The organism is Pseudomonas sp. FW300-N2A2 (genome assembly GCF_017351735.1).
Taxonomy (GTDB): domain Bacteria; phylum Pseudomonadota; class Gammaproteobacteria; order Pseudomonadales; family Pseudomonadaceae; genus Aquipseudomonas; species Aquipseudomonas migulae.
Genome location: NZ_JACNDU010000022.1, coordinates 62,843 through 86,459, shown reverse-complemented (window position 1 = coordinate 86,459; position 23,617 = coordinate 62,843). Strand labels below are relative to the sequence as shown.

The following is a 23,617-nucleotide window of genomic DNA, read 5'->3' as shown; positions in this document are numbered from 1 at the left end:
GCCAGTACCGAATTCAGGACCCACCATGCAGATACTCGAACAACAAAAAGTACCTGCTCCGTCGAACCTTCCGGCGGGGGAATGCACGAGCTGGCGTGGCGAATTCAATCTGCTGCGCTGGTTTTCCTTTGCCAGTTTTTTGATCATTGCCGCCGTGGCGGCGGGGCTGGGGTACATCTCCACCCGTTTCGTGGTGGAGGAGAGCATCGAACGCGATTCCATGCTGACCGCGCAATTTATCCAGGCCATCGGTGCTGCCGAAATCCGCCACGCATCGATTTCCCCGGAAAGAACCATGGGCGAAATGCTCGATTCTCGCCTGGATAACGCCCATCCCGACGTGAACCCGGGCGCACGTGCTGCGGCGCGCATCGAGTTTCTCGATCATGTGGCAAACCTGCCGGACCTGCTGTTGGCCACGGTGTATGCCCAGGATCGCACCGTGGTCTGGTCGACCAACCCGGAGCTGATCGGCGTACGCATCGAAGACGACGATGAACTGGACGAGTCTTTCGAAATGAAGGAACCCGTTTCCACCAGCTACCACGAAGTCGATGAAGAACGTCCCGAACAAAAACTGTTGCACGAGCCCCAGTACCTGTTCGTTGAAAACTACATCCCGATGTTCAACGCCGACAAAAGCAAAGTCATCGCCATGGTCGAGGTCTACAAGGAGCCTACTGATCTGGTTGAACGTATCCAGCGCGGTTTCAAGGCCATCTGGCTGGCCACCGTGCTCGGTGGTGCCGCCATCTACTTGGGGCTGTTCTGGATTGTGCGGCGTGCGGCGAAGCTGATCGAGAGCCAGCAGAAACAGCTGATTGCCAACGAAACCTTCGTCGCGCTGGGGGAAATGTCTTCGGCCGTAGCCCACAGTTTGCGCAACCCGCTGGCGAACATTCGCTCCAGCGCTGAACTGGCCCAGGAAATCGCCAGTCAGAGCGCGCAGAAGAACATTGGCGACATCATCAACCAGGTCGATCGCATGTCGCGCTGGGTTCGCGAGTTGCTGGTGTCGTTGCGGCCGGTGAATGACGACTACGAAACGGTAGACCTGGTGTTGGCCATCGACGACACCCTGAGTGCCTTTGACGCGCTGATCAAGCGCTCCGGTGTCGAAGTCCGATTCACACCGCAGGTTTGCCCACCGGTCGTCAGCCAACAGGTGCTGCTCACGCAAATTCTCAATAGCCTGTTCGCCAATGCCCTGGAAGCCATGCCCAAGGGCGGTGTGCTGAGCATCGATATCGAGTCGCCGCAGTCCGGACTCTTGCGCATGACCCTGAGCGATACCGGCAAGGGCATGACCAAACAGCAGCAACAAATGGTTTTCAAACCGTTTTTCACCACCAAGCAAGGCGGGTTGGGTGTGGGCCTGGCCCTGGTCAAAAGAATAATGGAGCGTTTTGAAGGTTCGGTCGAACTGACCAGCCAGGAGCAGGAAGGAACCCGCGTTTGTCTGAACTTCAAAGTGGCAACGGGAGGGGAATATGGGGTACAGCATTCTGCTGGTCGAGGATGACGAAATCCTCGCCGGGAATCTTCAGACCTACCTGGAACGCAAAGACTTCGAGGTGACGGTCTGCCACTCGGCTGAAGATGCGCTGAAGCAAATGAACACGTTTGCCCCGGACGTCGTACTGACCGACAACTCGTTGCCGGGCATGAGCGGTCACGATCTGATCCAGAAGCTGCGTATCAGCGCGCCGGACCTGAAAGTGATCATGATGACCGGCTACGGCAATGTCGAAGACGCCGTGGTGGCGATGAAAGAAGGCGCGTTCCATTACGTCACCAAACCGGTGGCGCTGCCGGAACTGAAGCTGTTGCTGGACAAGGCCCTGGCCACCGAGCGGATGGAGCGCACGCTGTCGTTCTATCAGGAACGCGAAGCGCAGAAGTCAGGGGTGCAGGCGTTGATCGGCGAATCGGGGCCCATGGTCTTCCTGAAAAACACCATCGGCCAGTTGCTCGACGCCGAGCGCCGGATGGCCAACGCCGATTTGCCGCCGGTGCTGGTGGAAGGCGAGACGGGCACCGGCAAGGAACTGGTGGCCCGCGCGCTGCATTTCGACGGCCCGCGCAGCAAGGGCCCGTTCATTGAATTCAACTGCGCGTCGATTCCCTCCAATCTGGTGGAGTCGGAGCTGTTCGGCCACGAGAAGGGGGCATTCACCGACGCCAAGGACCGTCGCGTCGGCCTTGTGGAAGCGGCGGATGGCGGCACCTTGTTTCTCGATGAAGTCGGGGAAATGGACCTGCTGCTGCAAGCCAAACTGCTGAAGCTGCTGGAAGACCGGACCATTCGCCGGGTCGGTTCGGTGAAGGAGCGCAAGGTTGATTTGCGGGTGATCAGCGCAACCAATTGCAACCTCGAACAAATGGTCCAGCAGGGCAAGTTCCGCCGCGACCTGTTCTTCCGTTTGCGCATCATTTCGATCAAGGTGCCGCGCCTTTATACCCGTGGCGAAGACGTCCTGTTGCTGGCCCGGCACTTCCTCGCCATCCACGGCAAACGCTATGGCAAACCGAACCTGCATTTCAGCGAACAGGCCGAAGAATTGCTCATGAGCTACAGCTGGCCGGGCAACGTGCGCGAGTTGCGCAACATGCTCGAACAAACCGTGCTGCTGGCCCAGTACGACACCATCGCCGCGCACCAGTTGAACGTCTGCCTGAGCCTGGTGGACGAGCCGGTGGCGATGCCCGAGGCGCCCCATAACGAAGTGCGCCCGGCGTACAACGGCAACGAGTCGATGAACCTGCCGGAGGTCGAGCGCGACATGGTGCGCAAGATGCTCGACAAGACCGACTGGAACGTCACCAAGTCCGCGCGCCTGCTGGGTTTGAGCCGCGACATGCTGCGTTACCGGATCGAAAAACTCGGCCTCGCCCGCCCGGACAAGCGTCAGTGGTAGACAGGCGTCGCCTGGCCCTGTCGACTGAGGCAGGCCAGCAGGCACGTCGGGTCGACGACTTCTTCGTTCACGTAGACGCCGAGTTCCGGGTCATAGGAGCGGATGAACACCCGGACGGTGGCATCCGCGACGGTCGGCAACCGTGAATCGGAGAACACGTGCTCGCTGGAGATCGGGATGAAATCCTGCGGCGCCGTGGGAATGTACGAGCGCGGTGGCACCGTGCTCAGCGTCGGCGGAACGGGGTGGGCGAACGGCTGGTTTTCGCCGTAATAGTTGAACTCGCTGCTGTACCCGGACGGCGGCGTCAGGTTGTCATCCGCGTGAACCCCCGTGGTGGCGGTCAGGCAGAAGATGAGCAACAGCATCAAATCGGTGTGTTTCATGGCAGCACCTGCGAAATCGGTTGTCCCGCAATTCCCCAAGGCCATTAACTATAGCTGCCGTACGGGGGCGTTGCCGGCTTACAACATTCCAACAAACACCACATGGGTTTTTCAAAAACGCTGATCTAGACTCGGGCCGGTCTGATAAACCCGAGTTCTGGAGCGTGCAATGGAAATGCTGACCAAAGAAAAAGCCATCGCCAGCAACCGCGATGCGTGGAATGACTCCGCCCGACACCACAAAGACAATCCCGAATGGCCGTCCCTGTTGAAGGCCGTGACACTGGGCGATTTCTGCTGCATCGACGACACGTTGCGCGGTGTGCTGGAGCAGGTCGGGGTCGACGGCAAGGACGTGGTGCAACTGGGCTGCAACAACGGCCGCGAAAGTCTTGCACTGTTTGCGCTCGGTGCCCGCAGCGTCGTCGGCGTTGACCAGTCCGCAGCGTTTCTCGATCAGGCGCGGGAACTGGCTTCCCGCTCGCCGCACGCGCCTGAATTCGTCGAGGCCGACATTCATCACCTGCCGAGTGAACTGCACCACCGGTTCGATGTGGCCCTGATCACCATCGGCGTATTGGGCTGGATGCCGGACATCGGCGAATTCTTCCGCCACGTCGCCCGCACCCTCAAGCCCGGCGGGGCGTTGGTGGTGTACGAAACCCACCCGTTCCTGGAAATGTTCGACCCCGAATCAGACGATCCCTTTCACCCGGTCACTTCGTACTTCCGCCGTGAACCTTTCGTGCAGGACCAGCCGATCGTCTACGAAGGCAAAGTCGAACAGCAGGCCGCGACGTCCTACTGGTTCGTCCACACCCTCAGCGAGATGTTTACCGGCGCCATCGAAGCGGGGTTGCAGATCAGCCACTTCAAGGAATATCCGCATTCCAACCGGGAGGAGATTTATGATCAGTATCAGCAGCGAGAGGCGCAGTTGCCGTTGTGTTTTACGTGGGTGGGGGGGAAGTGCTGAGTTTTTGAGCCGAAAATGAGTTGCCCCTATCGCGAGCAGGCTCGCTCCCACCTTGATCTTTGGCGCAACGAAGATCCAATGTGGGAGCGAGCCTGCTCGCGATGGGGCCCTAACGTGCAACGCAAACCTGAAATTTGTCCCAACTCCACTTCCGCGGCCGCTATCCTTTGCCCCACGCCCCTCAAACAGGTTCACCCATGCTTTCGGTCCAAGGCGTTTTCAAAAGCTACGCCACTCCGCAAGGTCCTCTGTCGGTGCTGCAAGGTGTCGACCTGACGCTGAAATCCGGCAGCAGCCTGGCGCTGATGGGCGAGTCGGGCAGCGGCAAAAGCACCTTGCTGCACTTGATCGCCGGGCTGGACAAGGTCGATAGCGGCAGCATCCGCAGTGGTGAACATCAGCTTGAACGAATGAGTGAAGGGCAACTGGCGAACTGGCGACGCACCGAAATCGGCCTGGTGTTCCAGCAGTTCAACCTGATCGGCAGTTTGCGCGTGGAGGACAATCTGGCGTTCCAGGCGCGGCTGGCGGGGCGGCATGATGCGCGCTGGCAGGCGCATCTGGTCAAGCGTCTGGGCCTGGGCGATGTGTTGCGGCGTTATCCCGAGCAGTTGTCCGGCGGCCAGCAACAGCGAGTCGCGCTGGGCCGGGCGCTGGCATCGCAACCCAAATTGCTGCTGGCCGATGAACCCACCGGCAGCCTCGATGAAGCCACCAGCGATGAAGTGCTGAAGTTGTTGCTGGAACTGCTCGACGACAGTCCGACGACGTTGTTGATGGTCACTCACAGCCCGAGAGTGGCCGCGCGCCTGGCTGAAAAAGTAGTGCTGCACCGTGGCCGTCTGGCTGGCGCGGACGAGCACTGAGGTGCGAGTCTTTCGCGAGACGTTGCGGGCGCTGCTCAGCCATTGGCGGCAGCACCCGGTGCAGTTTTTCAGTGTGCTGACCGGGCTGTGGCTGGCCACCAGCCTGCTGACCGGCGTGCAGGCGCTCAACAGTCAGGCGCGGGAAAGTTATGCGCGGGCCAGTCAGTTGATCGGCGGTGAGCCGCAGGCCAGCCTCAGCGCACCCGGTGGCGGGACTTTTTCTCAGGCATTGTTTATCGAACTGCGCCGCGCCGGTTGGCCGGTGTCGCCGGTGCTGCAAGGGCGGGTGACGCTCAAGGGCCATGAAGACCAGCGCTTGCAACTGATGGGCATCGAGCCGGTGTCGCTGCCGGCCGGGTCAGCGGTGGCCGGGCGGGCATTGGACATCGAGCAGATCGTCCGGTTTTTCAGCCCGCCGGGCAGCACCTGGATTTCGCCGCAGACGTTGCAAGCGTTGGGCATGCGCGAAGGCGAGCAGCCGCTGACGTTGAGCGGGGCGACATTGCCGCCGCTGCATGTACAAACCGACATGGCCCCCGGCGTGTTGCTGGTGGATATCGGCTTCGCCCAGCAGATTCTGGGGCTGCCGGAGCAACTGTCTCGTCTGCTGCTGCCCAAGGATTTCACCGCCACCTTGCCGGATCAGTTCAAAAGCCAGCTCCAACTCAAAAGCAGCGGCGAAGAAAACAACCTCTCGCGACTCACCGAAAGTTTTCACCTGAACCTCGATGCCTTGGGTTTTCTGTCTTTCGTGGTCGGCCTGTTCATCGTTCACGCGGCCATCGGGCTGGCGCTGGAGCAACGCCGAGGGCTGCTGCGAACCTTGCGCGCCTGTGGTGTCAGCGCACGGATGTTGATCGCTTGCCTCGCCGTTGAACTGGGCGGCCTGGCACTGATCGGCGGCCTTGCCGGCGTTGCCAGCGGTTATCTACTGGCCAGCGTGCTGCTGCCGGATGTCGCTGCGAGTTTGCGCGGTTTGTACGGTGCCGAAGTGGCGGGGCAGTTAAGCCTCAGTCCATGGTGGTGGCTCAGTGGCGTCGGCTTGAGCCTGTTCGGCGCGTTGTTGGCCGGTGCCAACAGTTTGTTGCGGGCGGCGCGTCTGCCGTTGCTGGCCCTGGCCGATCCGCAAGCCTGGCATCAGGCTCACGCACGCTGGTTGCGGCGCCAGGCGTGGGTCGCGGCGATTGCCGGCGTGATCGCGTTACTGGCGCTGATCCGGGGCGACAGCCTCGCCAGTGGATTTGTGCTGATGGCGGCATTGTTGATCGGTGCCGCACTGGCGCTGCCGGTGGTGCTCAACAGCGTGTTGAACCTGACGCTGCAGCGCAGCCGCTCGGTGCTCGGCCAATGGTTTCTCGCCGATTGCCGCCAGCAACTGCCGGCCCTGAGCCTGGCGCTGATGGCGCTGCTGTTGGCATTGGCGGCGAACATCGGCGCCGGCAGCATGACCGCCGGTTTCCGCCAGACCTTCAGCAACTGGCTCGAACAACGCCTGACTGCCGAGCTGTACGTGAACCCGCAAAATCCGGCCCAGGCCAGAGAACTGCAGAGCTGGCTCAAACAGCAACCCTCCCTCCGCGCGGTGCTGCCCAACTGGCAGGTGTCGATCCAGTTGCAAGGCTGGCCGGCGGACGTGTTCGGCGTGATCGATCACCCGACCTATCGCCAGCACTGGCCGCTGTTGGAGGCCTTGGGCGACAACCCGTGGGACCGGCTGGCCAAGGACGACGCCTTGATGCTCAGCGAACAACTGGCGCGGCGGTTGAAAGTGCATCTGGGCGACCACCTGACGATTCCCACACCGGCGGGCCCCTGGTCGCCGCGAATCGTCGGGATCTACGCCGACTACGGCAACCCCAAGGGTCACCTCCTGGTCAACGTCAATCACCTGCTGCGCGGCTGGCCGCAACTGACGCCGAACCGTTTCAACCTGCGCATCGACCCGCCGTTGATTGCGCCGTTCCTGCAAACCCTGCAAGCGCGCTTCGCCCTCGATGACAGTCGCATCGTCGATCAGGCCCGGCTCAAGGGCTGGTCCACGCAAGTGTTCGAACGCACCTTCGCCGCCACTGCCGCACTGAACAGCCTGACCCTTGCAGTCGCGGGCGTGGCGCTGTTTATCAGCCTGCTGACCCAGAGCCAGAGCCGCCTCGGACAACTCGCGCCCCTGTGGGCGCTGGGCGTGACGCGCCGACAATTGATGCTGCTCAACCTCGGGCAAACCTGGCTGCTGGCGGTGCTGACACTGATGTTGGCGTTGCCGTTGGGCATCGCGCTGGCGTGGTGCCTGGACACGGTGATCAACGTTCAGGCGTTCGGTTGGCGCCTGCCGTTGCGGGTCTTTCCGTTGCAGCTGTTGCAGTTGATGGGGCTGGCGTTGTTCGCGACTTTGCTGGCGTCGGCGTGGCCGCTGTACGCGCTGTATCGCTCGCAACCGGCGGACCTGCTGAGGACGTTTGCTCATGAGGATTAAGCTCGGCGCGTTGTTGCTGGCACTTTTTTTGAGCGGCTGCGATGACACGGCGCCGGTTGAAAAAGGCTTCGCCGGGCTCGGGGGTGAAGCCGCCGCGTTCACACCGGTAGTGCCCGGCCGGGTGTTCAGCTTCCCGGTGGATCACGGTCCCCACGATGGCTTTCGGATCGAGTGGTGGTACGTCACGGCTAACCTCAAGGACGATCAGGGCCGCGAGTTCGGCGTGCAATGGACGCTGTTTCGCAGTGCGTTGAAAGCCGCGCCCGAGGTGGCGGGTTGGGGCAATCAGGTGATCTGGTTGGGGCATGCTGCGGTGACCTCTGCCACGGTGCATCATGCTGCCGAGCGTTATTCCCGGGGCGGCGTTGGTCAGGCGGGTGTGAGTCTTGACCCGTTCAATGCGTGGATCGACGACTGGCGATTCAGCAGCCAGGGCGCCGATCCTCTGGCGGAGCTTCAACTCAGTGCCCGCGACAAGGCGTTCGGCTACCAGCTGCGGCTGACTTCCACGCGTCCACTGGTGCTTCAGGGCGACAAGGGTTTCAGTCAGAAATCCGAACAGGGCCAGGCGTCGTACTACTACAGCCAGCCGTTTTTCCAGGCCCGCGGCACGTTGGATATCGACGGCAAGGCCTATCAGGTCAGCGGTCCAGCCTGGCTTGACCGCGAGTGGAGCAGCCAGCCACTGACCGCCAATCAGACAGGTTGGGACTGGTTTTCCCTGCACCTGGACAGCGGCGAACAGGTCATGCTGTACCGCATGCGGCAGAAAAACGGCGAGCCGTATCTCACCGGCACCTGGATCGACGCGCAGGGCCAGACTCAGTTATTGCACGCCGCCGACATCATCCTCACGCCACAAGACACCGCGACAGTCGCCGGTCGTTCGATGCCGGTTCGCTGGTCAATCAAAATCCCCGCCAAGCACCTCGACATCACCCTCGATGCCCTCAATCGCAATGCCTGGATGAATTTGCGCATTCCATACTGGGAAGGCCCCGTGCGCCTGAGCGGCAGTCATGCAGGGCAGGGCTATCTGGAAATGACCGGGTATTGAGCCGCAGCTCTCGACAGCGCGTGCCTCGAAATACCGCGTCCACCCGTGCAAGAGACGGCGGACAATCGCTGAACAGCGTCTATGCTCAGTGGCACAGACGGCGCCGAACCTCGATTCAGAGCCGTCTGCTGCCATCCACCACAGGGAATGTTCCGCTTATGAAACTTCATGCTCTGACCAAAGCCATCACCCTCGCCACCGTGCTGTCCACTGTCAGCTTCAGCGCCGTGGCAGCGGACATTCCGTTGTCTGCCGTCGTTGAAGCCGATCAAGTCACGACCAAAGTCCTGGCCGTAGACGCCGCCAACCACCAAGTCGTCCTTGAAGGTGCTGAAGGCCGTGAGGTGAATGTACAACTGAGCGACAATGCCAAGAATCTGGGTAACCTGAAGGTCGGTGATAAGGTCACTGTCGAGGTTATCCGCTCGGTTGCCGCTTACCTCGACACCGATGTCGACAAAGGTCTGCCGGGCTCTACCGAACGCACCGGAGAAATCCGCGCCACCAAAGACGACCCCAACCCTGGGGGTGAAGCCTTCCGTCAGGTACAGGTACAACTGCAAATCACCAAAATTGATGTGGCGAAAAACCAGGTGACCTTCAAGGGACCCCGCGGACACTCGAAAACCATCAACGTTGAAAAACCTGAAGTTCAGAAAAAACTGAAAGACTTGAAAGTAGGGCAGAGCGTCGTCGTGACGTATACCGATGTATTGAAAGTGACCACTCAACACTAAAGTTGAGTCTTGGCTCTACAGCTTGATCATTCCTGTACAGTTTCTTGTATAGGAATGATCAGAATTAATGGTCTAACTGGTGGGTTTAAAAAGTTGTCAGCGTAATATTGCAATCGACATTTTGTTAAACATTGTGTACACAAATTTCATGTTTATGCACACGGACATATCCGCCAACTTCTATTAAAATCCCTCCCGTTCGCCCAGTGTCAGGGCTCTTTACCAGTGCATGGATTGCCGAGGCCATTACACTGGGCGAACACCTTCTTCAAGTGCAATATGCACTGCATAAATCCGATAGGATGCTCAGCATTTCTTATAAAGGATAAAAACGGCAGCCGCCGTTCTGACACGGATGAAACCTCTCTCCCTTTATCACCCGGCCCTCTACTGGCTGCGCGTGTGGCAAAAAAGACTGTTCCGCCAACTGGCGTGGCGCTTCTCCCGCAAACGTTACGCTCGCCCGAAAGACACCTTTGAGCGCTTGCCGTACCGATACCTCAAACACACCTCCAAACTGATCCGCAAACTCGGCGACTCCGATGTGCAGCTGCAACACAACAAAGTCGTGAACCTGAAATTGGCCGTGTCTTCAATAGACGGCGTGGTCATTGGCCCCGGTGAATACTTTTCCTTCTGCCGTCTGGTCGGCCGACCGACCCGAAAACGCGGTTACGTCGAAGGCATGGAACTGTCCTTCGGTGAAGCGCGCAGCGGCGTCGGTGGCGGGATTTGCCAACTAAGCAACCTGATCCACTGGATGGCGATTCACTCCCCGCTGCTGGTAGTCGAGCGATCGAATCACAGCTTCGACCCATTTCCTGACGAGGGGCGCGTGCTGCCATTCGGTTCCGGGGCGGCGATCTTTTACAACTACATCGACCTGGTGCTGCACAACCCGACGGATCGGCACTTTCAGTTGAAGTTGAAAGTGGCTGAGCAGCAGTTGGAAGGGGAGTTGTTGTGTGATCAGGTCCGGGCGTTTCGGTATCACGTTTATCAACGGGAACACCGGTTTGTGCGTGAAGGCGGGCGGGTGTTTCGGGAGAATGAAATCTGGCGGGATGTGAGGAGCAAGGGGCAGGAGAGTCAGGTGTTGGAGAGTGCGCGGCTTTATAAGAATCGGGTGGTAGTCAAGTATGAGGTTGAAGAGAGTTTATTGGCTGAGCGTGCATAAAAAAACGGGCGATCGTTTGATCGCCCGTTTTTCTTAACTTGTTTTTTGCATCGGGTGCTTGCTGGCGTTGAAATACTCCATGAAGCTCTGGCCCTGAGCAAAGGCTTTTTCAATCCTGGCGCTCTGTGCAACCAACTCGGCACTTGGCGTTGCCCATTGCTCCGGCGGCAGTGGTTTCGACCAATCTGCAATCGAGTCCGGCAGCGCTTTCATACTGTAGCCATGGTCCCACTCTGCGACCCAGTAAGGGAAACGCCACCAAGTGATCAGGTGTGTCAGATACCACCAGCCAACGCCTAAAGCGGAACGCTCGTTGTGCTGGTATTCCTCATGCATATCGGCACGCTCTTGATCGAAGGTATGGCGGCCTTCGTAAGGCGCCTTGCCGGGGCAGTACTGCGGTCCTTTTTCCATATAAACGCGGATCGCTTCCCACTCGGCCAAGCCATGGATGGGTGTTGCTACGCCTCGGTTTACGAAGTGGACTGTGTCGGCCTTGGGGTCGTCGAATGCCATGCCAAAGGTGTAAGTGCTGATGATGCCTTCGCCGGTTGAACCGGTACTGACTGAGAGCCAGGCGACCAGTTCTTCCCATGGCTGGATGACGGGTTCGTCGGAGTTGTTGGGGAAAAAGCAGACTTCGCGGCGTTGGCGGTTGAAGCGGATGGGGCGGGTGCGGGATTTGGTGAGTGTGGAGCTGATGACAACATACAGTCCTAAAACCGCTGCGCCTGCCGCAATCCAAACGCCAAAGACAGCGCCAGTGGCAAAAAACTCTATGAAAATGTTTATAAATGTTCGGCCGTAGGGATCACCGATACTAGTCAAGCCGGCGATGAAAGGTCCTACTATCGAACTTACAATCAACAAGAGCATTACACTTGCGATCATCACTCTGGCCTGGAAAGCCTTATTGAAGTTGCTACTACCGACATCGAGATAAGTATCGTTGACCTCAAGAAAGCTTCCACCCAAGTCCATTGGTGTCTGCCCGGTAGGAATGGGTAGTGGTGAAAAGAACAATGCCTCGCCAGTGGCAAAACGTCGGGTCTCACCAGCGACAGGGTGCTGATTGCTCAAGTCCCGCCAATCACCGGGTTGTTTGATATCTACGCTCATAATGCCGAACTATCCGCAGATTCTTTTGTCTCGGTTTTGCTGAGGTTGGCCTTGAAGTACGTCATGAAATCCTGTCCTTGAGCAAAGGCTCTTTCAATCTTCGCGCTTTGCTCGTTCAAAGCTGAGCTCGGTTTGGCCCATTGCTCAGACGGTAAAGGTTTAGACCACTCAGCAATGGATTCAGGTAGAGACTTCATGCTGAAACGATGGTCCCATTCCGCTACCCAGTACGGAAAACGCCACCAAGTGATCAGGTGTGTCAGGTACCACCAGCCAACGCCTAAAGCGGAACGCTCGTTGTGCTGGTATTCCTCATGCATGTCTTGTCGTTCTTTATCGAAGGTGTGACGGCCTTCGTAGGGGGCTTTGCCAGGGCAGAACTCTGGGCCTTTTTCCATATAGACACGTATGGCTTCCCATTTGCCCAAGCCATGAGTAGGAGTCATTACTCCTTGTCTCACAAAGTGCACTACGTCAGCTCTGGAATCGTCGAACGCCATACCAAAGGTATAGGCGCTTGTTACCCCCACTCCAGTCACACCTGTACTGATTGAGAGCCAAGATACTGTCTCTTCCCATGGTTGAATGACAGGAGCGTCAGAACCTTCGGGGAAAAAGCAGACTTCACGACGTTGGCGGTTGAATCGAATTGGACGGGTGCGGGACTTCGCTCTGGTAGTGCTCAAAATAACGTAAGTACCGAGAAGCGCGGCTATTGCTCCTCCCCAAAGACTAAAGGTCACACCGAAATGGAACATACCTGCAGCTCTGTCCCAAAAGGATTCGGAAAATGGATTTCCCCAAGTAGTAGATCCTGCAAGCAAAGGCAAAACAATCAGGCATGAGAAGATGAATATCATACCGAGCCCAATCATTGCCCTAGCTTGGAAAGCCTTGCCGAAATTACTACTGCCCAAGTCGAGGAATGTCTCGTTGACTTCAACGAAGCTTCCGCCGAAATCCATGGGGATTTGCCCGGTAGGCACCGGCAGTGGCGAAAAAAATAGAGCCTCTCCAGTAGCAAAACGACGAGTTTCACCGGCGGCAGGGCGCTGCTGTTTAATATCGAACTCGTCGTGCTGCGCAGAGATAGGTGTCATTCGGAGAGCCATAAACGGTATTCGGCCTAGGACGCATCCACTGTGGGCTCTTTAGCCGGTTCGGAAAATTTCACCTTGAAGTAATCCAGCAGGTTTTGCCCTTTGGCAAAGGCCTTCCGAATTTCAGTGCTCTCTTCGAGCAACGCTTCGCTTGGCGTAGCGTGTTGCTCAATGGGGAGAGGTCTTGACCACTCCAGGACTTCTTTAGGGAAGGCGGCTTTTGGGCGGTTGTTGACCCAACCAGAGATATAGCACGGCAAAGTCCAGCCGCTGAAAAATTGAATGACCAGAAAACCCCCTACGTAGCGTAGAAATGAGTGATCCACGCGGTAGCTACGTCGACACAAGTGGAAAAAGGGAACGCTGCCTTCTTCAAACTCTTCCGTTTCATCAGATGGCAGCGCGAAACTTCCCACTTCCATGTACATGCGGATCGCCTCCCATTCGGACACGGCCAGACTCAAACTGCTGCTCGGCACTACGGACCACAAGACATCGCCACTGGCACTATCACGCAAACCGATCATTAGCTTGTATTCGGGCATCACCGCATATTGAGTAATAAGCTGGCCCGCGGATACACAAGCGATTGCCTCCTCCCAAGGGACATAGCGTGGCGCGGCTCCCTTTTTTGGTACGAACACAACTTCACGGCGTTGTCGGTTAAAGCGGATAGGGGGGTGAACAGTGATCTGGCGGACTGCATAACAAAATATACAAACGTAAACAGCGGAAAGACACCAGATGAATCCCTGGACGTAGGCGTTTGTAAAAAAATCTATCCAACTGGTCCAGAAAGGCTGAACGTCTCTTCTCAGCCACGAGCCAAAACCTGATACAAAAAGGAAGAAGAGGGTGATGAACATTACCGAACCGATGCCTGCACGAGCCATGAACTCGAAATTTGCACGGCCGACTGCAAAGTCCAGAAAGACATCGTTGGTGTCACGATGCAGCTGGCGAGCACTGAAAGGCGGAAGACCTGTAGGCACTGGCCTAGGTGATAAGTAGACAATCTCTGTGCCGGATTCACTTTTAAAGTCTCCGGCATGAGGTAGTCGGTCGTATTTATGCTTCAAGGACGTGGCTCATCGTTTCCATTCAGTTATTTATCGATTCTTCTGTCTTGTTTGCGTTTAGATTTGCCTTGAAGTAAGTCATGAAATCTTGTCCCTGAGCAAAAGCCTTCTCGATCTTGGCGCTTTGCTCTTTCAAAGCTTGGCTCGGCTTGGCCCATTGCTCAGACGGTAAAGGTTTAGACCACTCAGCAATGGATTCAGGTAGAGACTTCATGCTGAAACGATGGTCCCATTCCGCTACCCAGTACGGAAAACGCCACCAAGTGATCAGGTGTGTCAGGTACCACCAGCCAACGCCTAAAGCGGAACGCTCGTTGTGCTGGTATTCCTCATGCATGTCTTGTCGTTCTTTATCGAAGGTGTGACGACCCTCGTAGGGTGCTTTGCCAGGGCAGAATTCTGGACCTTTTTCCATGTAGACACGTATGGCTTCCCATTTGCCTAGTCCATGAATAGGAGTCATGACCTCTTGTACAAAAAAGTGCACCGTATCGGCCTTGGGATTATCTATGGCCATGCCAAAGGTGTAGCTACTGATTACGCCTACTCCTGTAAATCCGGTGCTGACTGATATCCACGCAACCGTGTCTTCCCAAGGCTGGATCACTGGTTCGTCGGAACCATCCGGGAAGTAACAGACCTCTCGGCGTTGACGGTTAAATCGAATAGGTCGGGTACGGGCTTTGCTTCTGGTGGTGCTGATAATCGCGTACAGGCCGATCAGCGCTGCTCCTCCTCCACACCAGAGCGCTAGTGATAGTCCAAACTCAAAAAAATCGCTGAAGTAAAACCAAAAGCTTCTACCGAATGGATTTATGAATGCTGCGAAGCCCATCAAGGTTGGGAGAACAAACAGACAAACGAGAACTACGACTGTAGGAAGCGAAACAGCTAAACGTGCTTGGAAAGATTTGGTGGGGTTGCTGCTGCCCAAGTCCAGGTAGGTGTCGTTGACTTCAACGAAGCTGCCGCCGAGATCCATTGGGATTTGCCCGGTAGGCACCGGCAGTGGCGAAAAAAATAGAGCCTCTCCTGTAGCAAAACGACGAGTTTCACCGGCAGCAGGGCGCTGCTGTTTAATATCGAACTCGTCGTGCTGCGCAGAGATAGGTGTCATTCGGAAAGCCATAAACGGTATTCGGCCTAGGATGCATCCACTGTGGGCTCGTTAGCCGGTTCGGAAAATTTCACCTTGAAGTAATCCAGCAGGTTTTGCCCTTTGGCAAAGGCCTTCCGGATTTCAGCGCTTTCCTCGAGCAACGCTTCGCTCGGCAGAGCGTGTTGCTCAGTGGGGAGAGGTCTTGACCATTCCAGGACTTCTTTAGGAAAACCTGCTTTTGGCCGACGGTTCACCCAACCAGATATGTAGCACGGTATTGTCCAGCCGCTAAAAAATTGTATTGTCAAAAAGCCCCAGGTGTAACGTAGAAATGAGTGATTTGCTCGATAACTACGACGACACAGATGGAAGAATTCGACGGAGCCTTCCTCTAGTTCGTCCGATTGATCTGGGGGGAGGGCAGACATACCTTCCTCCATATAGGCACGAATTGCCTCCCACTCAGAAACGGCAAGGCTCAAATTACTGCTGGGTATAACGGACCACAATACATTTCCGGTGCCGGCATCCCGCAGGCCAATCATAAGTTTGTATTCTGGCATCACTGCATATTGGGTAATGAGTTTTCCCACTGAGACACAGGCTATAACATCTTCCCAAGGTACATATCGTGGTTTATGGCCCTTTTGAGGTACAAATACGACTTCGCGGCGCTGCCTGTTAAAGCGAACAGGTGGGTGTGCTGAAACTTGTCGAGCGGCTTGATGGAAGAAATAAATATAGGTAAGTGCGATAGCGCCAATAATCAACCAAAGTACAGGGTTGAAAAAAAAGCTGAGCCAACCACTCAAAAATGGCTCTGCGTTTCTTCTAAGGTAAGAGGCGAAAGCAGAGAAAAAAAATAGCAAAGTGACAATGAGTATGACCGCGCCGATACCAATTCTAGCCATAAATTCAAAATTGCCTTGCCCGACAGCAAAGTCTAGAAAGGTTTCATTGGTGTTACGGTGCAGTTGGCGCGCACTGAAAAGCGGCAGACCTGTAGGGACGGGCCTAGGTGATAGGTAGACAATCTCTGTGCCGGATTCACTTTCAAAGTCTCCGGCATGAGGTAGTCGGTCGTATTTATGCTTCAAGGACGCGGCTCATCGTTTTCATTCAGTTATTTATCGATTCTTCTGTCTTGTTTGCGTTTAGATTTGCCTTGAAGTAAGTCATGAAATCTTGTCCCTGAGTAAAAGCCTTCTCGATCTTGGCGCTTTGCTCTTTTAGAGCTTGACTCGGCTTGGCCCACTGCTCAGGCGGTAGAGATTTTGACCATTCAGCAATGGAGTTAGGTAAGGACTTCATGCTGTAGCGGTGGTCCCATTCCGCTACCCAGTACGGAAAGCGCCACAAGGTGATTAGATGGGAAAAGTACCACCAACCAACTCCAAGCGCGGAGCGGTCGCCTTCGCGGTATTCCTGACTAATGGTTTCGCGTTGTTGATCGAATGTGTGTCGACCTTCATATGGCGCCTTGCCGGGGCAAAATTTCGGGCCTTTTTCCATATAGATACGTATTGCTTCCCACTTGCTTAATGCATGCGTCGGCGTCATAACTTGTTGGTTAACGAAGTGCACTTTATTACGTTTTTGGTCGTCGAATGCCATTCCAAAAGTGTAATTGCTCATGACGCCTACACCTGTAACACCCGTGCTGACGGAAAGCCATGAGACCATTTCTTCCCATGGCTGGATGACCTGCTCGTCGGACCCGTTGGGAAAGAAGCAAACCTCACGTCGTTGTCGATGGAAGCGGATTGGACGGCTTCGAGTTTTATTAAAAGTACTGCTGAGAATTACGTAAATCCCCATAGCTGAGAAACCCAAGGCCCCCCACATAGCAAATTCCAATCCTGGAAAGAAAAACTCTAAAAAATTATCTGAAAAGCTTCGGCCATAAGGATCCCCAAAAGCTGTTAGGCCAATGATAAGGGGGCCGATCACAACGCATGTAATTATAAAAGCCATGACGAGTCCAATCATGGCTTGTGTTTGAAATGCCTTGTTGAAATTACTGCTTCCAATGTCGAGAAAAGATTCATTGATTTCTATGAAACTTCCGTCTAAGTCCATAGGGGTGTCGCCAGTAGGGACGGGGAGTGGAGCCAGAAATACGGCCTCACCCGTCGCAAATTTACGTACTTCTCCGGCTGTCGGTCTTTGAAGTTTTATATTGATTTCGTCGATTATGTTATTGTCAGGTGCTGGCATCTGATTAACCGGATATTTGAGATTGGGTGGATGTACTTAAATAGTCATGGGTTATGAGTGCCCAAGGAGAGTTTTCCTTGCGAGTCCGCAAAATCGATGTTGGGGGTATTTCCTTATCATTGCCAGCATTCAATGTCAGTGTCTCGAATTTTTTCTCTCGTATAACATCCGAGCTTGGAAGTGGTCGATAGCGAAGCTTAATAGCAAGACCGCTCTGGGCATTTGCTTCATGCTGAAATATTTCCAAGCCTAACTCTAGTGGTGCATCTTGGTCGCTGATAAGGTTTAGCTGATATAGCATCGGCTCAGTCCAGGCCTCCCAGTCGTTTCGCTGGAGATTATTCATCCAGTAGGCGGAAATTCCAAGACCTGCTGCATCTAACTCTCGAGCCGTCATGCTTGGGATGCTAAGCACAGCCATCGATTGATTATTGATTTTTCGTAATGTGACTTTGGGGGCGCCAGTAATGTCCGCTAAGAGTAGGCGCTCCTTATCTAAGCTGTTATTGTTGCTTTTTTTTCCCCAGGCACCTTTTTGTAGCCAGTTATCTAATTCAGTTTTGTTGTTGCGGTTATAGATCCATTCTCCGCCCAACTGCAAACCTGTCAGCACTAAACCGATTAAGTTTGCCCTTGCTGCGATGCTCAATACCCTTGCTCCTGCAGTTGCCCAAGCCACCGCTCTAGCTTCATTAAGTGTAGTAGTTGCTTTGAATAGACTATGAGCTGTCTGAGTCGTTGCCCAACCGTTTACCACAACTTGTCCAGAATCACCAGCCAAAGTCATGCTTGCACCTGCCAGCTTGGCACTATCGCCAGTTCTCATTGCTTCAGTCCATCTTGCAATCGACCCTTTTTCTCCTGATAGGCTAAGTACAGCTGCTGCTGTGCTAAATCCATAGCCTCCAAGCCCCAGGAAACCAGTCAGCTTGCCAAGGCGCGCGGCATACTTAATTTTTCCTGCAACACTAGTGTAATTGTTTACCGCGACCGAAAGGCTGGTACTTGCTATACCTTGAAGCGCTGCAAATCCTCCCCCAACGGTGGAAAATAGCGCATTAAAAAATGATATGACATCTGATCTATCCCTGGTTTCTTTTCTTCTTACTTCTCCGAGAACTACAATAAAATTAATCGCCTGCATAACAAAGGCCGCAGAAGCGAACAAGTCGCCGCCAGCGGATTTGTAGACATCTGCGCTCAGGCCTTTGTATTGCTTTCTCAGTCGGCTATCTTCAGCCATTCGGTGGAATTCAGTTACTTGTGAACTATTTAGACCGGCTATTTTTATTCCGGTCTTTCCTGGTGCTTCTCCAATCGGACTCATAGCTTGCGCTACTTTTGATTCCAATGGTGCTACTGACTGTTGTATCGCTTTTCGTTGAGAAACTAGCGAACGATGACTACCTTTGGGAGCTCTCCCTTTTCGTTCGCTTGCTAAAGTTTGTTTGATTTTGTTTTTGAGAGTTGACATCTCTTGACGAAGCTCCGAGAGCTTTTCCATGTCGGCTTCGAAGCGTCGAATTTGATCGGCGGAAGCAAAGGATAGTGTGATTCCACCTTGATTAAATGCTCGGAATATATCAATCCAAGCAGCGCCGGGAATCCGTCGAAGGAATTTGGCGGGGTCAATGGTGCGTCCGTTACCAAGGCCCTGCATGGCCTCTTCCATTGCATCTGCAAGTTTCAATTGCTTCGCTGGGTCATAGGCAGTGTTGCGGAGTTGATCAAAGGTAATGCCGTCAGGACCCAGATTCATAGTTGCAGCTAGTTTGCTGCTTACTAGTTCTTTGTATTCTTCTATGGTTTTTTGTGCTGCTTTAAAGTCTTTGTTTGCTTTCCAGCCATCCCGTGCATATTTGAAAAGTGATGCTAGTTTGGCTTGAAAGTCTTTTCGATCAGATAGGCTAAGTGTGAAGAACGTAGGAACGGTAAAGCCAGGCTCTTTTTCTATTAGGTCTGCAATTGCTTTGGTAGCTTTGTCGGTTCGACAAATATCTTTCATGCATGCATATTCAGCACTCAAGGAGCTTTCCAATTGGTTGCTGAAGTTTGGGTCATAATACCAGGCGGAACGATAGAATCGACCTTCGCAAACTAGCTTGATTCGATCGTCGGTGATTAGGTCGAGACGATTATTCCAACGATTGAGTTGAGCCCTTTGTTGTTTAAGGAATGCCTCCATTGCAGGGCGGTCAATCAGGTCATTGATGCCTTGTTGCCCCATCTTGGCGCCATTAAGTGCATCATCAGCATTATCTTCGATTGATTCAATCAGATCCTCGTAACGAGGATACAGGGGGCCAAGATTTGTGCGCATCCGCATTTTTGCAGTGGTGATAGCACTTTTATGAGTACCTACACCAGACCATTGTGTTTGGTTTTTTACATTCACGTAGTCGACGATGTTTTGTCGCTGCTCAGGGCTTGTCTCGTCATTAAGCTTTGCGAAGCGAGGATCTGCTTTTGCGGCATTGGAGAGATTTGCGGTCGTAACGGTGTACAACGATTCGATGTAGCAACCAAACACATACTTCTTTTGATTGGCCTCAGCGTCACTCCAGTCACTGATCCAGCCAGTTACCAAATCCTGATGCTCGGCAAGGTCGCGCAGAACACCTAAATCGTCTTGCACAACCAGGTACAGGTGATCACGCTCGTTTTCCGCGTTCACTTGTTTTTTCAGCGCACCCAGCTGAGTTTTCTTGAAGTGCGACGCTTGTTCCCAGAGATAGTCTTTGCTTTCCTCTGGTTTAGCCCCTGCAGCTGCCGGTGATTTGCTCGGCTGCTCCGCCACTTCCGCAATCCACTTCTCCGCCTGACTCGGCGTCAGCAGATTAGCCGCGCCTTTCTCCGGATCAGCCTTGGTCAGGTCCACTGCCTGCATGAAGTATTCACGCTCGGACTTGTGCTTGATGACCTGCGCGCATTTGGCGGCGGTCCATTGCACTTCGGAGTAGTTGACGTAGAGCTTGCTCGAACGCGGGAAGACCAACACGGCTTCGCCTACGTTGCTTTCGCGTTTGTTGGCGGTGATCTCGCCTTTTTCCCACAGCAGTTGGGTCACGATGCCGTTCTGGATGCGGTATTCGTGCATGACGGCTTGAGGTTTTTTGTCGACGATGACGTAGAGCCAGCCATCGCGGATCAAGCGAATGCCCAGAGGACGTGAAGTGGTCTTGTATGGCATCGCCAGTGCACTGGATGGGTCGAGCCGTTCGACGAGGCCATAACGCAGCGGGATGAGCTGGATCTTGGCCTTCATCAGGGGGCAGCCACCCAGGGAGCACTTGCCGTCGTCCTGGCTTTTTGCAACGTTATTCGGGCTTTTGCCGGCCGATGTTGGCGTGGTCATCCTTGATTCCTGTGCAGGGTTTCGGCCCGTTCCTGGGCAATATCAGCGACCCGTTCGAGTCTCTGAGCGGGCGTTTGTTCCGACGGGGTCTTGAGTATCGCATCCAGGTCCGGATGCTCCTCCAGCGCTCGCTCGCCGAGGAACCCGTGAATGTTGGCGTAGAGGGTGATGTCGAGTTCGGTGTTGAAGCCGCGATCGTAGGAGGTCGAGGCCAGTGCGTGCAGGTGTTCCCAGCGGTGCAGCGGCATCGATTGTGCCTGATAGGACGGGAAGTATTCGTGCATGTGCTGGTCGAGACGCAGGACGATGCTGCGGAAATTCACTTCATCCAGTTGGCTGAGTTGCTCGTCGCTCAAGCGATAGCGTTTGCTGTGGTTCGGCTCGGGGGCCTTGCCCGGTCGCTGGTTGATGTGCCAGCAACCCAATGCCGCGTCGGCGGCGACGATCTGCGAGCAGGGGCCGAACAGGGTAGGGTCCTTGATGCTCTCGGCGTGACTGAGCAATGCGTGGGCCACTGCTGGGTCGGCGATGCGCAGCAGGACTTCTTCACCCTGAGGGTGCATGACGCTGGTCAGCCAGCGGAAGTGCTCGACCATTTGTGTCCAGGGTTGATCGCTGAACACCAGGTAGCCCCACTCCTGGCGGGGCTCGGCGAGAAACTTCGCGAGGATGGGATTGCTCTGCGCATTTATCTGAACCAGGCACGGCGAGACGTCGCCCAATTCCGCCCACTGGGTGCCGAGGTAGAGAGGCTCGAACACCGGGTCATCCGACCATTGATAAAGGTGCTGGGGCAGTTTCTCGACGCTGACGCCATCCAGCAACAATCCGACGGTGCCATTCCACGGCAGGCCTTGGGGCAACCCGTTTTCCAGCGTCCAGTCGGACTTAAGCATTTTGCGCCTCCAGTTTGGCCTTCTCGCAAATTGCGCAGATCGGCTTCTTCTGCATCAACGCTTGGCGCTGCGCGGGCACCAGCAATTGCCCGGCCTTATCCGCATCCGCCTGCTTCAACGGCCCCGGCAATATCGGCGCCGCCCCCGTCCCGCTGCCCGGTCCGCCACCAGAGTTCATGTTGATCGCCGGCCCGCTCATGGTGACGCCGCCGGCATCGATCTTGATGAAGCTGCCGCCGCCGATCAGGGTCAGTTCGCTGCCGGCTTCGAGCACGATTTTCATGCCGCTGCTCAGGTGGATTTCCTGGCCCGCGTCGATGAGTTGCCCGGTGCCGATCTTGATGTGCTGGTTCACGCCCACGGTCAGGTGGTCGTTGGCGCGGGCTTCGACTTTGCGGTCTTCATAAACGGTGTGGTGTTCTTCGGCCTTGAATTCGCTGTAGCTGTTCTTCTCCACGGTGTCGTGGCGTTCGTTGCCGACGCGGATCTTCTGGTCGTGTTCGACGTTTTCGTCCCAGTCGCGCTGGGCGTGGAGGAAGATCTGTTCCTGGCCTTTCTTGTCTTCGATGCGCAGTTCGTTGAAGCCTGCGCCACCCGGTGAACTCAGGGTTTTGAAGGTGGTGCGGGTCTTGTTCGCCGGCAGGGCGTACGGGACGACGTTTTCCTTGTGGTACAGGCAGCCGCTGATCAGCGGCTGGTCGGGGTCGCCTTCGAGGAACGTGACGAGCACTTCCATGCCGATGCGCGGGATGGCGATGCCGCCGTAGTGAGCACCGGCCCAGGCGGAGGAGACGCGCAGCCAGCAGCTGGTCTTGTCGTCGGCCTGACCTTCGCGGTCCCAGTGGAATTGCACTTTGACGCGGCCGTACTGATCACAGTGGATTTCTTCACCTTTGGGCCCGGTGACCACGGCGCTCTGGCTGCCGAGAATGCGCGGTTTCTTCTGCGTCAGCGGCGGGCGGTTCGGCACGTCCCACGGAGTGGCCTGGAAGCGGTTGCGATAACCCTGATGGAAGTCGTCTTTCAGGTTGGTCGTGCTGCTGGTGACCGACTCTTCCAGCACTTGCGGCTGTTTGCCTTCGTGCAGGACTTCGGTCAGCAGCCACAGGTCGTTCCATTTAGCTTTCGGGTGTTGGGTCAGGGCCAGGAAATGGCCGCTGACCAGCAACGGCTGATCGCTTTTGCCTTCGGCCAGCTGGAAGTCGCTGCGATGACGTTCGAGGGCACGTTTGGCCAGGTGCTTGCCGCGTTCGCGGTCGATGAAGCGACCAGGGTAATCGTAGTCTTCGAGGTCGGGCAGGGCGTCGCCACGGTGTTCGCTTTCGAGGTTGATGCGCGGTTTTTCGAAGTCGTAGTCGCGGCGGGTGATGCGGCTTGTGCGGGTTTCCAGGCGCAGGTCGAAGCGCTTGATCACCGGGTCGCTGGCGACCATGCCGGAGTCTTGCTGATAGGCCACGGGCGCGAGTTTCGGGAACACCGTCTGGTCATCGCCGAACACCAGTTTGTGGGCCGTGGCGCTGTGCTCGAAGTGGTAGTGGATACCTTCTTCCTCGCACAGGCGCTGGACGAATTGCAGGTCCGATTCATCGTACTGAACGCAGTAGATGCGCTCGGGATAAATCGCCCCGACTTTGAATTGATAGGCATTGCTCTGGATGCCGTGCTCTTCGAGGACCAGGCCGATGATTTTCGGCACGGTGAGGTTCTGGAAGATGCGCTGGTTGATGCGGTGCGCGAGGTAGGACAGTTGCGGGCGCAGGGTCACCGCGTAGCGGGTCAGGCGTTTGCCGGAATCACCCTGGGCGGCGCGATAGATCTGGCCATGAATGCCGCTGCCGTCGGGCGAGAGCTGCAAAAAGGCCGGTTTGTGCAGCAGGCTTTCGAGGTCCAGGGACGGCTTTTCACTGACCAGTTCCACCTCAAACACAAACGGCTGGCTGATGGCTTCCCGACCTTGCAGGGATAAAACCTGGAAGTCGCTGGAAAGACCTTCGATGGTCAGGGCAAAGTGAGTCTGATTGGCCGGCGCGAACATCCCTTGTTCCTCGTGCTGTGGAGCGGCGTTCGTCGACAACCGCAAAGCGGATCAACGCACGCGAAATTCTGGAGGGGCGTAAACAACATCGACCAGCAGAGCTGGCCGATGCTTGTAACGATCAGCC

At 55.7% G+C, this 23,617-nt stretch carries 18 protein-coding genes; 8 read left to right on the top strand and 10 right to left on the bottom strand.

All coding sequences use genetic code 11. From position 1 onward, the window contains the following. Positions 1-25 precede the first annotated feature (25 nt). A complete protein-coding gene (locus J4E42_RS22375; RefSeq protein ID WP_008034155.1) occupies positions 26-1,522 on the top strand; it encodes a sensor histidine kinase in 1,497 nt (498 codons plus the stop codon). Beyond that, positions 1,491-2,918, top strand: a complete 1,428-nt coding sequence (locus tag J4E42_RS22370; RefSeq protein WP_207286177.1) for a sigma-54 dependent transcriptional regulator — start codon at positions 1,491-1,493, stop codon at positions 2,916-2,918. Before J4E42_RS22375 ends, J4E42_RS22370 begins: the two co-directional genes overlap by 32 nt. On the opposite strand, the gene J4E42_RS22365 is transcribed toward J4E42_RS22370, so the two are convergent. Then, complete coding sequence (locus J4E42_RS22365; protein WP_008034150.1) at positions 2,909-3,304, bottom strand: hypothetical protein; 396 nt, start codon at positions 3,302-3,304, stop codon at positions 2,909-2,911. The two genes, J4E42_RS22370 and J4E42_RS22365, sit on opposite strands and share 10 nt — an antisense overlap. Positions 3,305-3,473: 169 nt before the next feature. Between J4E42_RS22365 and J4E42_RS22360 the strand changes: the two genes are divergently transcribed. The 6 genes from J4E42_RS22360 (at position 3,474) to J4E42_RS22335 (ending at position 10,590) form a co-directional block, all read left to right on the top strand. Then, on the top strand, positions 3,474-4,280 hold the full coding sequence (locus J4E42_RS22360) for a class I SAM-dependent methyltransferase (RefSeq protein ID WP_207286176.1): 807 nt from the start codon (positions 3,474-3,476) through the stop codon (positions 4,278-4,280). Positions 4,281-4,477: 197 nt separating this feature from the next. Beyond that, positions 4,478-5,146: an ABC transporter ATP-binding protein gene (locus J4E42_RS22355; RefSeq protein ID WP_008034147.1), complete on the top strand. Its 669-nt coding sequence runs from the start codon at positions 4,478-4,480 to the stop codon at positions 5,144-5,146. Between the two features lies 1 nt (position 5,147). Continuing rightward, entirely contained in the window at positions 5,148-7,619 is a 2,472-nt protein-coding gene (locus tag J4E42_RS22350) for an FtsX-like permease family protein (RefSeq protein WP_207286175.1), read from the top strand. Continuing rightward, entirely contained in the window at positions 7,609-8,676 is a 1,068-nt protein-coding gene (locus J4E42_RS22345) for a lipocalin-like domain-containing protein (RefSeq protein ID WP_207286174.1), read from the top strand. The genes J4E42_RS22350 and J4E42_RS22345 overlap by 11 nt, the downstream gene beginning before the upstream one ends. A gap of 158 nt (positions 8,677-8,834) precedes the next feature. Next, positions 8,835-9,413, top strand: a complete 579-nt coding sequence (locus tag J4E42_RS22340) for a hypothetical protein (protein WP_207286173.1) — start codon at positions 8,835-8,837, stop codon at positions 9,411-9,413. 355 nt (positions 9,414-9,768) lie between these two features. Continuing rightward, on the top strand, positions 9,769-10,590 hold the full coding sequence (locus tag J4E42_RS22335; protein ID WP_207286172.1) for a VanW family protein: 822 nt from the start codon (positions 9,769-9,771) through the stop codon (positions 10,588-10,590). Between the two features lie 33 nt (positions 10,591-10,623). Here the strand turns inward: J4E42_RS22335 and J4E42_RS22330 are convergent, their stop codons facing one another. Genes J4E42_RS22330 through tssI form a run of 9 tightly spaced genes read right to left on the bottom strand, consistent with a single transcriptional unit; the run spans position 10,624 to position 23,490 of the window. Further along, complete coding sequence (locus J4E42_RS22330) at positions 10,624-11,709, bottom strand: DUF6708 domain-containing protein (RefSeq protein ID WP_404943257.1); 1,086 nt, start codon at positions 11,707-11,709, stop codon at positions 10,624-10,626. Continuing rightward, a complete protein-coding gene (locus J4E42_RS22325; RefSeq protein ID WP_223435000.1) occupies positions 11,706-12,809 on the bottom strand; it encodes a DUF6708 domain-containing protein in 1,104 nt (367 codons plus the stop codon). Before J4E42_RS22325 ends, J4E42_RS22330 begins: the two co-directional genes overlap by 4 nt. A gap of 26 nt (positions 12,810-12,835) precedes the next feature. Further along, complete coding sequence (locus J4E42_RS29530; RefSeq protein WP_223434999.1) at positions 12,836-13,888, bottom strand: hypothetical protein; 1,053 nt, start codon at positions 13,886-13,888, stop codon at positions 12,836-12,838. A 22-nt stretch (positions 13,889-13,910) separates the two neighbouring features. Beyond that, on the bottom strand, positions 13,911-15,005 hold the full coding sequence (locus tag J4E42_RS22315) for a DUF6708 domain-containing protein (RefSeq protein WP_404943256.1): 1,095 nt from the start codon (positions 15,003-15,005) through the stop codon (positions 13,911-13,913). A 26-nt stretch (positions 15,006-15,031) separates the two neighbouring features. Continuing rightward, positions 15,032-16,084 carry a DUF6708 domain-containing protein gene (locus tag J4E42_RS29525; protein ID WP_223434998.1) on the bottom strand — a complete coding sequence of 351 codons (1,053 nt, stop codon included), beginning with the start codon at positions 16,082-16,084 and terminating at the stop codon, positions 15,032-15,034. A 22-nt stretch (positions 16,085-16,106) separates the two neighbouring features. Beyond that, positions 16,107-17,204: a DUF6708 domain-containing protein gene (locus J4E42_RS22305; RefSeq protein ID WP_310650443.1), complete on the bottom strand. Its 1,098-nt coding sequence runs from the start codon at positions 17,202-17,204 to the stop codon at positions 16,107-16,109. Between the two features lie 4 nt (positions 17,205-17,208). Beyond that, on the bottom strand, positions 17,209-20,559 hold the full coding sequence (locus tag J4E42_RS22300; protein WP_207286171.1) for a toxin VasX: 3,351 nt from the start codon (positions 20,557-20,559) through the stop codon (positions 17,209-17,211). Further along, a complete protein-coding gene (locus tag J4E42_RS22295; protein ID WP_207286170.1) occupies positions 20,556-21,455 on the bottom strand; it encodes a DUF4123 domain-containing protein in 900 nt (299 codons plus the stop codon). The genes J4E42_RS22300 and J4E42_RS22295 overlap by 4 nt, the downstream gene beginning before the upstream one ends. Continuing rightward, positions 21,448-23,490, bottom strand: coding sequence for a type VI secretion system tip protein VgrG (gene tssI / locus J4E42_RS22290; RefSeq protein WP_207286169.1), 2,043 nt, complete (start codon positions 23,488-23,490; stop codon positions 21,448-21,450). Before tssI ends, J4E42_RS22295 begins: the two co-directional genes overlap by 8 nt. Positions 23,491-23,617: the final 127 nt, after the last annotated feature.